The 13,789-nt window shown below is 60.2% G+C and carries 10 protein-coding genes and 1 pseudogene; all 11 read right to left on the minus strand.

Features of this window, described 5'->3' with window-relative positions:
* Window positions 1-106 precede the first annotated feature (106 nt).
* A complete protein-coding gene (nrdR, locus tag NML54_RS04535; RefSeq protein WP_254756129.1) occupies window positions 107-562 on the minus strand; it encodes a transcriptional regulator NrdR in 456 nt (151 codons plus the stop codon).
* A gap of 188 nt (window positions 563-750) precedes the next feature.
* On the minus strand, window positions 751-4,293 hold the full coding sequence (dnaE, locus tag NML54_RS04540; RefSeq protein ID WP_254756131.1) for a DNA polymerase III subunit alpha: 3,543 nt from the start codon (window positions 4,291-4,293) through the stop codon (window positions 751-753).
* A 90-nt stretch (window positions 4,294-4,383) separates the two neighbouring features.
* Window positions 4,384-5,370: an RluA family pseudouridine synthase gene (locus NML54_RS04545; RefSeq protein ID WP_254756133.1), complete on the minus strand. Its 987-nt coding sequence runs from the start codon at window positions 5,368-5,370 to the stop codon at window positions 4,384-4,386.
* A 120-nt stretch (window positions 5,371-5,490) separates the two neighbouring features.
* Window positions 5,491-6,156 carry a signal peptidase II gene (gene lspA / locus NML54_RS04550; RefSeq protein WP_254756135.1) on the minus strand — a complete coding sequence of 222 codons (666 nt, stop codon included), beginning with the start codon at window positions 6,154-6,156 and terminating at the stop codon, window positions 5,491-5,493.
* Window positions 6,157-6,460: 304 nt separating this feature from the next.
* Window positions 6,461-7,000, minus strand: a complete 540-nt coding sequence (locus NML54_RS04555; RefSeq protein WP_254756137.1) for a DivIVA domain-containing protein — start codon at window positions 6,998-7,000, stop codon at window positions 6,461-6,463.
* A gap of 449 nt (window positions 7,001-7,449) precedes the next feature.
* Window positions 7,450-7,749: a YggT family protein gene (locus tag NML54_RS04560; RefSeq protein WP_254756139.1), complete on the minus strand. Its 300-nt coding sequence runs from the start codon at window positions 7,747-7,749 to the stop codon at window positions 7,450-7,452.
* Window positions 7,750-7,759: 10 nt separating this feature from the next.
* Window positions 7,760-8,071 (minus strand): annotated as a pseudogene (locus tag NML54_RS04565) (cell division protein SepF); the annotation flags it as partial.
* A gap of 787 nt (window positions 8,072-8,858) precedes the next feature.
* Window positions 8,859-9,695, minus strand: a complete 837-nt coding sequence (locus NML54_RS04570; RefSeq protein ID WP_254756141.1) for a YggS family pyridoxal phosphate-dependent enzyme — start codon at window positions 9,693-9,695, stop codon at window positions 8,859-8,861.
* A gap of 49 nt (window positions 9,696-9,744) precedes the next feature.
* Window positions 9,745-10,593 (minus strand): purine nucleoside phosphorylase YfiH/LACC1 family protein, encoded by an 849-nt coding sequence (locus tag NML54_RS04575; protein ID WP_254756143.1) that lies wholly within the window; start codon window positions 10,591-10,593, stop codon window positions 9,745-9,747.
* A gap of 150 nt (window positions 10,594-10,743) precedes the next feature.
* Window positions 10,744-11,925 carry a cell division protein FtsZ gene (gene ftsZ, locus NML54_RS04580; RefSeq protein ID WP_254756145.1) on the minus strand — a complete coding sequence of 394 codons (1,182 nt, stop codon included), beginning with the start codon at window positions 11,923-11,925 and terminating at the stop codon, window positions 10,744-10,746.
* A gap of 196 nt (window positions 11,926-12,121) precedes the next feature.
* Window positions 12,122-13,786 (minus strand): cell division protein FtsQ/DivIB, encoded by a 1,665-nt coding sequence (locus NML54_RS04585; RefSeq protein ID WP_254756147.1) that lies wholly within the window; start codon window positions 13,784-13,786, stop codon window positions 12,122-12,124.
* Window positions 13,787-13,789 lie beyond the last annotated feature (3 nt).

Genomic DNA, 13,789 nt, shown 5'->3' on the forward strand with positions numbered 1-13,789 from the left:
GCTAAAGGGGCTGTTCCTGAGATAGATATCTCGGGAACAGCCCCTTTCTGTATGCCACCACTCATCTATAGCGGCTACCGGCTGAGTTAGCTACTGGGCTAGCTAGTTACTGGGCGATGCGGTGTTCACGCAGACGCGCAATCGCCTCCTCAAAGTCTTCAAGGTTCTCAAACGCCTGGTACACGCTCGCAAAACGCAGGTAGGCGACCGCGTCCAGCTTTGACAGCGGCTCCAGGATGGTCAGACCCACCTCGTGCGCGTTAATCTCCGCCAGACCGCGGGCACGAATCAGCTCCTCAACCTCCTGGGCGAGCTTCGCCAAATCATCCTCACCCACGGGGCGGCCCTGGCAGGCTTTACGCACGCCGGCGGCAATCTTCGAACGGTCGAAGGGCTCGGTCACGCCGGAACGCTTAATCACCGAAATTGTGGTGGTTTCAACGGTCGTGAAGCGGCGAGCGCAGGAGGTACACTGGCGGCGGCGGCGAATTGCGGCGCCGTCATCGGTGGTGCGGGAATCCACCACGCGCGAGTCGGTGTGCTTGCAATAGGGGCAGTACATTCGTTTCTCCTTGGCTGGGCGCTAGCGCCCATGTATACAGCGCTGAAGAATATTTATACCTATTCTACCGTGATATAGAACGGATACACCGTATGTTGGGAGTGAATATACGCTCAGGGTGGACTCTGCTATGCAGAATCCCCCTGTCATTCCCCTTAGCGGGGGTTGTGCGTTGTTAGCGTGCGTTGTTAGCGTCGAATGCAGCTCGGCCCGAAAATCGTCTTGATTTCGCCGAAGAGGCTCGGGTTCGGTTCCACGCGCACGCTCGCATCCAGAAGCACCAGCTGCTCCTTATCGCGGGTGCGCACTAGCATGCGCACATCCGCGGTGCCCTTGTGGTCGCGCAGGGTCTCCTTCAGCTCCTTCAGGTTCGCCTCGGTCACCAGGTACTCCGGTACCACGATGGTAATGGGTGCGGCGCGGCCGTCATCGCTGATTTCCAGGATCTGCAGTTCCTGCGCGCTCATGTTCACGCTACCGTCGTCGCGGCGCTGCACGCGGCCACGAATCGAGCAGATGAGGTCGTCCGCCAGGGCGGCGCCCGTCGTCTCGTAGGCGCGGGAGAAGAACATGACCGTAATGGTTGCGCCCGAGGGGTCTTCCAGCTCCACGGAGGCGTACTGGTTACCGCTGGACTTGGCGATACGGCGCGAAACGCCGGTGAGCATGCCCGCAATGGTGACGGTTTCGCCGTCGCGCACGTGCGAGTCTTCACCGATAATGTCGTGCACCGAATGGCTTGCGGCATCCGAAAGCGCACGCTCCAGGCCGCGCAGCGGGTGGTCCGAAACGTACAGGCCCAGCATGTCACGCTCAAAGTTCAGCTTCTCGCGGCGCTCCCAATCCGGAACATCCGGAATGGTCACAGTCAGTTCATCACCCAGGGCGTCATCCATGCCGAAGGAGCCGAAGAGGTCGAACTGACCCGCCGCTTCCTTACGCTTGACCGCCACGGCTGCGTCCACTGCCGCCTCGTGAATGAGGGACAGCGAACGGCGGGTGTGGCCCAGGTCGTCGAAAGCGCCCGCCTTAATGAGCGACTCGATGGTGCGCTTATTGCACACCTGCAACGGCACCTTCTTCAGGAAGTCGTTGAAGGACTCATAGCGGCCCTTCTCGTCGCGGGCGGCAATCATGCCTTCGACCACGTTCGCGCCCACGTTACGAATCGCGCCCATACCGAAGCGGATATCGTCACCGACAGGGGCGAAGGTCAGGGTGGACTCGTTCACATCCGGCGCGAGCACGGTAATGCCCATGGCGCGGCACTCGTTCAGGTACAGCGCGAGCTTGTCCTTGTTATCGCCCACACTGGTCAGCAGCGCAGCCATGTACTCCTGCGGGTAATGCGCCTTCAGGTACGCCGTCCAGTACGACACCAGACCGTACGCAGCCGTGTGCGCCTTGTTGAACGCGTAGTCAGAGAACGGCAGCAGAATATCCCAGAGCGCCTTAATAGCGCCCTCAGAGTAGCCGTTAGAAATCATGCCGTCGTGGAAGGTCGCGTACTGCTTATCCAGCTCCGCCTTCTTCTTCTTACCCATCGCACGGCGCAGCAGGTCTGCCTCGCCCAGAGTGTAGTTCGCGACCTTCTGAGCAATCGCCATAACCTGCTCCTGATACACAATCAGGCCGTAGGTGGTATCCAGAATATCCTTCAGCGGCTCTTCCAGCTCAGGGTGGATCGGCTCGATCTCCTGCTTACCGTTCTTACGCAGAGCGTAGTTGGTGTGCGAGTTCGCACCCATCGGGCCAGGACGGTACAGCGCCAACACAGCCGAAATGTGCTCGAACTCCTCGGGCTCCATGAGCTTGAGAAGCGATCGCATCGGGCCGCCGTCGAGCTGGAACACGCCGAGGGTGTCGCCGCGCGCCAGCAACCGGTACGATTCCGGGTCGTCCAGTGAGAGGGATTCAAGGTCTAGGTCGATGCCTCGGTTAGCCTTAATGTTCTCCACCGCATCAGAGATGATGGTGAGGTTACGCAGACCCAAGAAGTCCATCTTAATCAGGCCCAGGCCCTCACAGGTGGGGTAATCGAACTGGGTAATGACCTGGCCGTCGGCCTCGCGGCGCATCACGGGGATCACATCCACGAGGTCCTTGCTGGACATAATCACGCCCGCAGCATGCACGCCCCACTGACGCTTCAGACCCTCCAGGCCCTTCGCGGTTTCGAACACCTGGCCGTAGATCTTATCGACCGGGTCCTCAATGAGGGCACGCAAATCTGCCGCCTCGGCGTAACGCTTATCCTCTTCGTTGTACACGTTCGCCAGGGCGATGTTCTTACCCATGACGTCCGGCGGCATCGCCTTGGTGAGGCGCTCGCCGACCGAGTACGGCTGGTCCATCACGCGGGAGGCGTCCTTGAGCGCCTGCTTCGCCTTAATGGTGCCGAAGGTGACGATCTGTGCAACCTTCTCTTCACCGTACTTTTCGGTCACGTAGTCGATAACCTCGCCGCGGCGACGATCGTCAAAGTCCACATCGAAGTCGGGCATGGAGACGCGATCGGGGTTGAGGAATCGCTCGAAGATCAGATCGTGGTCGAGCGGGTTCAGGTCGGTAATACGCATCGCATACGCGACCATGGAGCCCGCACCGGAGCCACGGCCGGGGCCCACGCGAATACCGTTGCGCTTAGCCCAGTTGATAAAGTCAGCGACCACGAGGAAGTAGCCGGGGAAACCCATGGAGGTAATAACCCCCACCTCGTACTCTGCCTGCTTGCGCACAGTGTCGGGAACACCCTGCGGGAAGCGGTAGTGCAGGCCCTTCTCAACCTCCTTCACGAACCACGATTCCTCGTTTTCGCCCTCGGGCACGGGGAAGTTCGGCATGTAGTTCGCCTTGGTGTTGAACTCCACGTTGCAGCGTTCAGCGATTTCGAGGGTGTTCTCGCACGCGCCGGGAATGTCACCGAACAGGGCGTACATTTCTTCTGCCGAGCGCAGGTAGAAGTTATCTGCGTCGAACTTGAAGCGCTTGGGGTCGGTGAGGGTCGAGCCAGACTGCACGCACAGCAGCGCGGCGTGGGCGGTGTGGTCTTCCTGGCGGGTGTAGTGCAGGTCGTTGGTGGCAACGAAGGGCAGGTTCAGCTTCTTGGCGAGGCGGTGCAGATCCTCCTGGACGTTGCGCTCAATGTCCAGGCCGTGGTCCATGACCTCGCAGTAGAAGTTATCTTTGCCGAAAATATCGCGGAATTCGCTCGCCGCTTGGACCGCCTCGTCGAACTGCCCCAGGCGCAGGCGTGTCTGAACCTCACCGGAGGGGCAGCCGGTGGTCGCAATCAGGCCCTTCGAGTAGGTCTGCAGCACCTCGCGGTCCATACGCGGCTTGTACAGCTGACCTTCCAGCGAGGCAATCGAGGAGGCACGGAACAGGTTGTGCATACCCTCAGTGGTTTCAGCCCACATGGTCATGTGGGTGTACGCGCCACCACCGGAGACGTCGTCGCGGGATCCGTCGCCCCAGCGCACACGTGAACGGTCGGTGCGGTGCGTGCCGGGGGTCAGGTACGCCTCCACACCAATAATGGGCTTGATGTCGTGCGCTTTAGCCTGGCGCCAGAAGTCGAAGGCACCAAAGAGGAAGCCGTGGTCACTGGTCGCCATGGACTTCATGCCGAGTTCTTTAGCGTGGGTGAACAAGTCACCCAGGCGCGCGGCACCGTCGAGCATGGAGTACTCGGTGTGCACGTGCAGGTGCGTAAATTCTTTGGTTGCCACGGGAATCTCCTGGAGGTGTGGGCTGGAGGATGGGCGGTGAATGTGAAGCTGTGTGCGGCGGCGTGCGGGCGGCTATAGCTAGCCGACTGTCTAGCCGAGCTGAACCTTACCCTCGCGCAGAGCGGTCAGCGCGTAGGACAGGTCGAGCGGGTACTCGCTGTTGAAGGTTACGCGCTCGCCGGTGCCGGGGTGATCGAAGCCTAGGCGGTGCGCGTGTAGCCACTGGCGGGTCAGGCCCAGTTCGGCGCTAAAGCGCGGGTCGGCGCCGTAGGTGAGGTCGCCGCAGCAGGGGTGGCGCAACGCAGAGAAGTGGACACGAATCTGGTGAGTGCGTCCGGTTTCCAGGTGTACCTCGACCAGCGATGCGGGGCCGAAGGCTTCGAGCACATCGTAGTGGGTAATGGAGTTGCGTCCGTCTTCGACCACGGCGAACTTCCATTCGTTGCCGGGGTGGCGGCCAATGGGTGCGTCAATGGTGCCGTGCAGCGGGTCGGGCAGGCCCTGCACGAGGGTGTGGTAGACCTTGTCCACGGTGCGTTCCTTGAAGGCTCGCTTGAGTGCGGTGTAGGCGCGTTCGCTGCGGGCTACGACCATCAGGCCGCTGGTGCCCACGTCCAGACGATGCACGATGCCCTGGCGTTCTGCCGCGCCGGAAGTAGCAACCGAAATGCCCTCGCCCATGAGCGCGGAGATGACGGTGGGGCCGTGCCAGCCCGGTGAGGGATGTGCCGCCACGCCTGCAGGTTTATCCACCACGACGATGTCGTCGTCCAGGTGCACGATGCGAAAGCCGTCCACCTTTTCGGGGCGGATGTCCGCCAGATCGCGCGGTGCGGGTGCATCCACGACGACTTCGTCCCCTACGGACAGCTTGTAGGACTTGCCGATTTTCACGGCCTTGCCATTGTTGGTCACGGTCACGTGGCCGTCACGAATCCACCCGGAGGTGCGGGTGCGCGGCGCGTCGAGGGCACCGGCGAGCGCGGCGTCCAGGCGCATACCGGAAAGCGCGCCTTCAACGGTGAATTCGGCGCGGATACGTGCCGATTCTTCGGTGGCGTTGGTAGTTTCGCTCATGCGGCTCTCCTTCGGGTGGTGCTTGCTTTAGTTGTCTGTGTGGGAGGGGCTGTGTGAAAACGTCTCTGTGTGAAAACGTCTGTAGGCGCATGTGGCTATGATGTAGCGGAGGAGGGAAAGCTACTTGGCGCTCTTCGCTGCCCTGTTCTTCTCAGCCGCGTTCTTGTCACCAGCCAGAGCCTCGTCAGCCGAGGTTTCTTCAGCGGGCGCCTGCACGCGGGTGCCGTTGAGGTTCAGACCTTTGAAGTTCAGCAGCACGATGAACACCATGCACACGCAGATTGCGGAGTCTGCAATATTGAAAATCGCGAAGTTCGGTACGGAAATAAAATCGACCACGTGGCCGGAGCCGAAGCCGGGCTCACGGAAGAGACGGTCGAAAAGGTTGCCGCAGATTCCGCCGAGCAGGCCACCTAATGCGAGCGTCCAGGACAGGGCGCGGGTGCGGCGTAGCAGGTACAGTACCACGGATGCGGCGGCGATCATGACGAGGGTGAAGGCCCAGGTGACGTTCTCGCCCATGCTGAATGCGGCGCCAGAGTTACGAATCGAGTACCACCACAGCAACCCGTCAATGACGGTAACGCGTTCTCCCAACTGCATCTGAGTAACGACTAGGTATTTCGTGCCCTGATCGATAGCGAACACGACGGCGGCAAGCACGAGCGCGAGAATACCCGCGGAGCGTCCAGAAAGGATGCGCACGCGGTGACCAGTAGCTTCTTCGGCGGCGTTATCGGCTACCTGTGAGACTGAGGATTCAGCAGTCTTGGGGATGTTGGTCATAGCTCTCCTCTAGTCTGTGCCGGTTGCTGCGCCTACGGTGTGGCGGCCCTGCGGTGCGGAGGCGGGATGCGCTCGCGTTCGATAGTGCCCCTCTAGCTTAGCAAATCGGGGTAGTGCATCGAGTATTCGGTGGTGATTTTGCGGGTACTCTCCCGCGCTTCGCACGCTGGGTTCTTGAGTCGTGCCGGGCGGACATGAGAATACCGCCCGGTTCTCTCGATCTCCCCAGTGAATAGCGGTGGAAGAGAAAGAATCCGAGCGGCATACGCTTCAAAGCGTCGTTAGCTTATTCAGACACGCTGTTTTATGCGGAAGCCTCGATAGATTTGAGGTTCTTGAGCTCCTGAACCTGTGCGTCCAGGTGCTGCAGCAGCTTGGAGCGGTAGCGGCTCTCGAAGCCGCGCAGAGCCTCAACAGCGACCTCCAGCTCTTCCTTCTCGTCGGTGAGGCGAGAGAGAATCTCTTCGCGCTGCTGCTGAGCTTCACTCACCATAGCGTCTGCCTTCTTCTCTGCTTCTTCGAGCAGTTCCGCCTTAGCCTTTTCGCCCTGTGCCACGTAGTCGTCGTGAACCTTCTGTGCCATGGCGAGCAGTGCCGCCGCATCCTGAGGCCCAGACGGTGCCGCGGAAGACTGTGCGGGTGCTACAGCCGCTGCGGGGGAATCGGGTGCGTTTGCAGAGAGCTGCTCAACCTGGCGTTCGAGGGTATCACGCTCGGAGTAGAGTGCACGCAGTTCGACAACGAGCTCGTCCAGGAAATCGTCGACCTCGTTGCGGTCGTAACCGGACTCTTCGGTCACGACCTTGAAGCTCTTAGTGATCAGGTCTTCGGGGGTGATTGCCATGGGCTTCTCCTCTAAGTATCTCTACGGGGTTGGTGATGAAGTTAAGTGCAGCGAATTCGTCACCCCCAATAGTTCAGGGGTATGGCTATACCGCGATGCAGTCATTGGCACCAATTCTACTATTCTTTGGTTTCTGTGCCCGGTTATATATCGGCTGAATAACAAAATATGTACTCGGCACAAGGGTGGGATTCACCACGTGACGCATCCTCCCTTATCCCCCGCCATATCAGGCTCAGTATCTGCTGACAGGTGCATTTCTCATCATCTGATGTAGCTCGCGAACCCAGCTTGTAACCTGTCACGGAAAGCTACCTCAGCCACGGAGCGGGACACCGCAATCAATCCAGCAATCAGGCACAGAAAACCCCGCCAGCATTCCAACCCACAGGGTTTAGAGCGCAGGCGGGGCTCTACAACATTGTTCTCTAACCTCTCAACGGAGCGGTTTAGGAGAATGCCGCGGTCATCCGCATCATAATGCTCAGCAGCAGAGACAACACAACAATCAAAATCAGGAAGCCGGTATCCAGCGCAACGTTACCCACACGAACCGGCGGGATCAGGCGGCGCAGCTGGTTCATCGGCCAGTCCGTCACCGCGTACACGCCGCTGGCGAAGAGTAGCACAAAGCCCTTGGGTCGCCACTCCGGAGCGAACATGCGCACCCAGTCAAAGAGCATGCGCAACAGCATCGCAATGTAGAGAACGTAGACAACGATTGTAATGAGGGCGAAAATATAACCCATCTATCAGTCCTTAGCCCTGGTCGAAGGGGAATTCGCCGTCGGTCTCAAAGCCGGCGGGAACCTCGGAATTAGCCACGCCCAGAACCTCCAGGTTGGAGGGGGTCAGCAGGAACACCTTAGCGGTGACTCGCTCAATGCGGCCTTCCAGCGCGAATGCCAGACCGGATGCAAAGTCCACCAGGCGCTTTGCGTCTGCGTCAGGCATTTCTTCCACGTTCATAATCACGGGGATGTTCTCGCGGAATGCCTCACCAATGATCTTTGCGTCATTGTAGGAGCGGGGGTGGATAGTGGTGATACGACGCAATTCGTCCTCTTCTTCCTCGTAACCGTAGGTGTATCCGTTGGTTTCTTCGGGCTCGTAGCCCTGGTCGTAGTAGCCGTCGTTGGAGTACGTCTCGGCGTACTGCTCGGTGTATTCGGTATTCGGCACCGGGGTGTCCTCCCAATTGTCTGCGCTGACGTCGTCCCAAGTCTGCTCGGTTTCCGCCAGATCAGCTGTGGTTTCAGGTGTATGAGCGGTGGCGTATGCCGCTGCATCTACGGTTGCTCGTCCGTCGGCAGTTTCTTCTGCGTCCAGATACTCGGTTTCTGTACCGTCATCGTAGCTATTAGCTTGCTGGTACACTTCTTGTTCAGTATAGGGGGGTTCGTCCTGCAGGTGGTAGGTTTCGCTCTGCGACTCGGCAACGCTGTACTGTGCTGAGCCGGGCAGTGCTGAGAGCCTGTTAGAGCTGTCGGTCTTCTGTGCTATAGCAGCCTGCCCTGCGGAGGCGTTTGCCTCCCGGCGGGAGTCAGCCTGCACAGCCTGCGGGGATTCTTCCGGCGTCGTCTCAGCGTTCTGGTATCGTTCCAGGCCGAGGAAACCCGCCAGACGGCTTTGTTTCGCCATAATTCTCTCGCTGTTCTTTCACGTTGGTGGTGTACAGGTTCTGCCGTAGTGCGTCATCAGAAGGTGTGTGCGTAACGGTACGCCATGCACCGGCATGTATATATTACCAGCGCACACCCCGCGCAGGCGGTCAAGGGCACCGATGATTATGCCGCAGTTTGTACCGAAAGCAGTCCAAAGTGCGATAGGCAACGCACGGCGCGTAGCTTGGGCGAGGCTAGAGCGCCGGGCGCTTACCCATGATGTCGCTACCCACGCGCACGCAGGTCGAGCCCCAACGCACCGCAGCCTCCAAATCCCCGCTCATACCGGCAGAAATCTCGGTCGCATGCGGCACCTGCTCACGCACCAGCAACGCCAGCCCGTAGAGCTTCTCAAATGCCTCATCCGGGTTCATTCCCAGCGGCGCCACCGCCATCACGCCACCACAGCGCAAATGCTCGTGGTTCTCGATGCGCTCCACCAACTCCAGCAGCTCAGAGGCGCTCGTACCACCGCGCGCACCCTCAGCTGCGTGGCCAGCCGTCGCAACCTCCGCCAGGGACACCTGCACCAGGCAGGTCAGCGCGCCCTGCTCCACCGCTGCGGGTGCGGGCGCCTCCCCCGCCTCGAAGCGGGAGAGCTGGTTTGTGTACGCCTTCGCCAGCGCGTCCGCCAGGGAGGGGCGGTCCACCGAATGCACGCTGGAGGCGTACTTGACCACAGACTTCGCCTTGTTTGTCTGCAGCTGGCCAATAAACGCCCAGTGCGGGGGCTGCACCTCACGCTGGGCGCAGTATGCGGCGAGCTCGCGAGCCTTCGCGCTTGCCTCCTGGTCGCGGTTCTCACCGAAGAGGATCGCTCCCCCATCCAGCAGCGCCGCCGCGTCGGAGGCGGGGAAGAACTTCGTGACCGTCACCAGCTGTACCGGGGCGCTCTCCTCGGTACGCACTGCGCTGTGATCCTGCTCCGCGGTGCGGATACGCTCAAGCACGCGGCGGTAGTTCTGCAGCAGCTGCTCGGCGCGTTCGGGAGTGTAGCGCAGGTTCTGTTCTTCTACGTTCATTTCAGACATCTTCTCTCCTTCAGCGGCTTTATCTTTAGCGACCCTATCTTTAGCGGCTCTAGGCTGCAGGCTCTGCTGTTTTCTCGATCCACACCAGACCCGCAATACGGCCCGGCTTCTCACCGCGGTTCGTAAATCCGCGATGCGAATACACCTCGGACTCCTCAAACGTACACTGCGCACAGTCCATGCTCACCTGCACGCCTGCCTCTTCCAGCACGGCGCGGGCACCTGCGGGCAGGTCCAAGCCGGGGGTCTGCTGGCTGGTCACCGAATGCACCTGCGGAATCAGTTCGGTGGACTGGGTGCGCATCGCCTCGGGCACCTCGTAGCAGCTACCGCAAATGCTCGGACCCAGCCAGGCGGTAATTTTTTCCGCACCGAGCTGACGCATCCGCTGCACGGTCTGCTGGAGCACGCCATCGAGGAGGCCGCGGCGGCCAGCGTGAGCGACCGCCAGGATTGGTTGCCAGTTCGTGCTCCGCTCCCCCACCAGCACCACGGGGATGCAATCCGCAACCATAATCGCCAGGGGCACGCCCTCACTGCTAATCGCCGCATCGGCGACCGGGGAGTTCTCCAGCACCGCGCGGGCACGCTCAACCGTACGCTCCTCGGGTGTACCGGGCGCGTAGGATTCCACTTCGTAGTCTTCCGGGTAGGCGACCTGCACGCCATGCACCTGGTTCAGGTAGAAGAACGGCTCGGTACCCAGCGTCTCCTCCAGAGCGGCACGGTGATTGAGGGTGCGCACCAGGGAGGCATCCATACCGCCGCCAAGCTCATCGTCCACGTGCAAGCCCAGGTTGCCCGCCGCGCGGGAGGTGAAACCCACCCGCACACGCCAGGGGCCCAGGGTGCGGGTATCGGCAGAGGTAAGCAGCGAAGTTTTGGGGTTATCGCGCATCTTCTATTCCTTCATCAGATATCAGCGGGTATAACGGCGGGTATAGCAAAGGGGAGCCGAGAACAGCACAAATGTGCGTGTTTCTCAGCTCCCCTATAGGTTCATAAGACTCTCAGCCGTGCAACGCTTAGGCGTTCACAGCCGGGCAGACTACTTCAGGAAGTCAGGGACGTCCAGGGTGTCGCGGCGAGCCGGAGCTTCCTCCACAACCGGGGGAAGGTCAACATCGAAGCCAGCAGCGCCGGTGGAAGCCGGGGCAGCAGCGGGTGCGTTGTAGCCGTAGCCACTAGTAGCCGGAGCGGTGGAACCGCCGAAGGATGCCTGAGTGCGCTGAGCCTGAGTAGCCGCAGCAGTGGAAGCGTTGGAGTTGGTCTCCGGGTTCACTGCGTCGAAGCCAGCAGCAATCACGGTCACGCGAGCCTCATCGCCCAGTGCGTCGTCAATAACAGCGCCGAAGATGATGTTTGCGTCGGGGTGAGCAACTTCCTGAACCAGGCGTGCAGCCTCGTTAATCTCGAACAGACCCAGGTCGGAGCCACCCTGAATGGACAGCAGAACGCCGTGTGCACCGTCGATGGATGCTTCCAGCAGCGGCGAAGCGATAGCCAGCTCAGCTGCCTTCACTGCGCGGTCCTCACCGGATGCTGAGCCGATACCCATCAGAGCCGAACCTGCACCCTGCATGACGGACTTAACGTCAGCGAAGTCAAGGTTGATCAGGCCGGGGGTGGTGATCAGGTCGGTAATGCCCTGCACACCGGAGAGCAGAACCTGGTCAGCGGACTTGAATGCGTCCAGCATGGAGACGTTGCGATCCGAAATCGACAGCAGTCGGTCGTTCGGAATAACGATCAGGGTATCAACCTCATCGCGCAGAGCAGCGATACCGGTCTCAGCCTGGTTGGAGCGGCGACGGCCTTCGAAGGTGAAGGGGCGGGTCACCACACCAATGGTCAGAGCGCCGAGGGAGCGGGCAATACGTGCCACGACGGGTGCGCCACCGGTACCGGTGCCACCGCCCTCACCTGCGGTCACAAAGACCATGTCTGCGCCCTTGAGGACTTCCTCAATTTCCTGCGCGTGATCCTCGGCTGCCTGACGGCCAACCTCGGGGTTTGCGCCTGCGCCAAGACCGCGGGTCAGTTCACGACCAACGTCCAGCTTAACGTCTGCATCGGACATCAGCAGAGCCTGAGCGTCAGTGTTGATAGCAATGAACTCAACGCCGCGCAGACCAACCTCAATCATACGGTTGACTGCGTTGACGCCACCGCCGCCGATACCAACGACCTTGATGACTGCCAAGTAGTTCTGGGGAGTTCCAGCGTCCATGTATTCCTCGATTGTTCCGTGTTCCAGCTTCGGAAGACCCGCAGCTTATTCTAAGCCTGAAGGTTTCCTCTAAAGAATGACTTTATCTGCTAGGATACCAAACTGTTTTTGTTGGTTCCTAGTCACACAGCGCAATTACCCCCTCTTTTTGTAGATTTCATACAAAAAGGGAGGATATAGCGCCTCAATGGTTCCCCTATCGGGTCACCGGTACGCGCGGGGCAGACACATCGTAGACGGTCACCTTCTGCGTCTGGGCTTCGGAAGATTTCTCCTCCTTGGCACGCTTGGCAATAGCCTGGCGCAGGGAGAACAGGACCTTCGCCTTCAACTCGCTCTCTTCAGCAGTTCCCCACTGCACCGTAGTATTATCCCTCAAGGTTAGAGTGATATTTGATGTTGAGGTAGCGCTGGCTTCCTTAACCTGAGCTAGAAGCTCAGAGGGCATCGCCGAAAGCGCCGTAGAGATGGTGCGGAATTCGTCCGAAGTCTGCGGATCATCACCACTGAAACGAACCAGCGGCACCGAAGTATCAGGCTGAGTAGCCGACTCCAGCAGACTCACACCATCGCTATCAACAGTATGGTACGTATCGCCCTGCTTCACAACCGCAACAGCGGTACGTTCCTTCAGGGTCACCACCAGCTCATGCGGCGGACGGCTCTCCACATGCACACTATGAAGCACGTTATCCTGGCCGATCAGCTCACGCACCTTCTTCTCGTCGATACGGGTGAGCGGAACCCCGCGCAGAGGCTCCAGCTTCTGCTCCACCTGAGTGGTTTCCAGCAGGGATGCGCCGCGCACCGTAATCTTCTGAGTCGCCAACAGGGGCGAGAAGAAGACCAGCACCACGTACAGCACCGCAATAATAGCCAGCACCAAGGCGGTGTACAGCAGCTTACGGGCGCGACTCAAAGGCGCACGTTCCTTACGGGGGCGCTCCTCAGCACGCAGGCCGTCCAGACCCGGATCCTGACGCAGACGCTCACGGTGAGCCTGACGGCTCGCACGCTCGCGTTCCTTCTCAATCTCCGCTGCACGCTGCTGCTCACGCTCGGCACGCCAACGACCAAAACGGCTCGCGGAGCGAGGCTCTTCAGCGGCCTTCTCCCCCGCCTTATCGGCGCTCTTATCGGCGCGTTCCTGAGCCTTCTGAGCGGCAGACTCTTCGCGAGATTCAGCAGAACCGGCAGAAGACTTCTTAGCAGCACTCTTCTGGGTAGCCTTCTGATTGGCTACTTCCTTTTCTGTGCTCTTCACCGACTGCGAAGATGCAGTCTGCACAGAGCCCCCCTGAGACGAAGAATCCTCAAACGCCTCAACATTAAACAGCTCAGGCGCGTGCTCAACCTCAGACACGGTACGACCGGTCATCAGCGCAGAACGCACCGAATCCTTCAAAGACTGTGCCGAAGCATGAACCGCCGCAGCGCTCTTGGACGCCGAAGAAACAGCACCGTTCTGACTGTGCGATTTATGCACCACCGGCTTACGCGGCATGTGTCGAGCGGAGCTCGAAGGCTGGGTAACGGCAGAGTGCGCAACAGCAGGCTGAGCAACGACAGCCTGGGCAGAAGCCTCGGAGGTTGCAGACACAGCAGACTTCGCGGCATTAGTCTGAGTAGCACCAGTCGGCTGGGCTTCAGCCTGAGGCGCTTTAGTCTGGGGCGCTTCAACCTTTGTTGCCGAAGCCTTCACCGCCTGAGACTGCGCGGACTGAGACTGTACCGCCTCAGCCGGTGCCGCCTCAGTCTGCGCATTCTCAGCTACCTGCTGAACACGCAGACGAGCACGCGAACGCGGAGCCTTCGGCGCGCGCGAGGAGGAATGTCCCTCCGAAGAGAGACCAGAGCTCATCGG

Origin of the sequence: Rothia gullae (assembly GCF_024294905.1) — a bacterium.
Classification (GTDB): Bacteria; Actinomycetota; Actinomycetes; order Actinomycetales; family Micrococcaceae; genus Rothia.

What these genes read in the sequence shown, in the direction of transcription:
- nrdR (WP_254756129.1), bottom strand. Translation starts at nt 562, where the DNA reads ATGTACTGCCCCTATTGCAAGCACACCGACTCGCGCGTGGTGGATTCC.
- NML54_RS04545 (WP_254756133.1), bottom strand. Translation starts at nt 5,370, where the DNA reads ATGAGCGAAACTACCAACGCCACCGAAGAATCGGCACGTATCCGCGCC.
- lspA (WP_254756135.1), bottom strand. Translation starts at nt 6,156, where the DNA reads ATGACCAACATCCCCAAGACTGCTGAATCCTCAGTCTCACAGGTAGCC.
- NML54_RS04555 (WP_254756137.1), bottom strand. Translation starts at nt 7,000, where the DNA reads ATGGCAATCACCCCCGAAGACCTGATCACTAAGAGCTTCAAGGTCGTG.
- NML54_RS04560 (WP_254756139.1), bottom strand. Translation starts at nt 7,749, where the DNA reads ATGGGTTATATTTTCGCCCTCATTACAATCGTTGTCTACGTTCTCTAC.
- NML54_RS04570 (WP_254756141.1), bottom strand. Translation starts at nt 9,695, where the DNA reads ATGTCTGAAATGAACGTAGAAGAACAGAACCTGCGCTACACTCCCGAA.
- NML54_RS04575 (WP_254756143.1), bottom strand. Translation starts at nt 10,593, where the DNA reads ATGCGCGATAACCCCAAAACTTCGCTGCTTACCTCTGCCGATACCCGC.
- ftsZ (WP_254756145.1), bottom strand. Translation starts at nt 11,925, where the DNA reads ATGGACGCTGGAACTCCCCAGAACTACTTGGCAGTCATCAAGGTCGTT.
- NML54_RS04585 (WP_254756147.1), bottom strand. Translation starts at nt 13,786, where the DNA reads ATGAGCTCTGGTCTCTCTTCGGAGGGACATTCCTCCTCGCGCGCGCCG.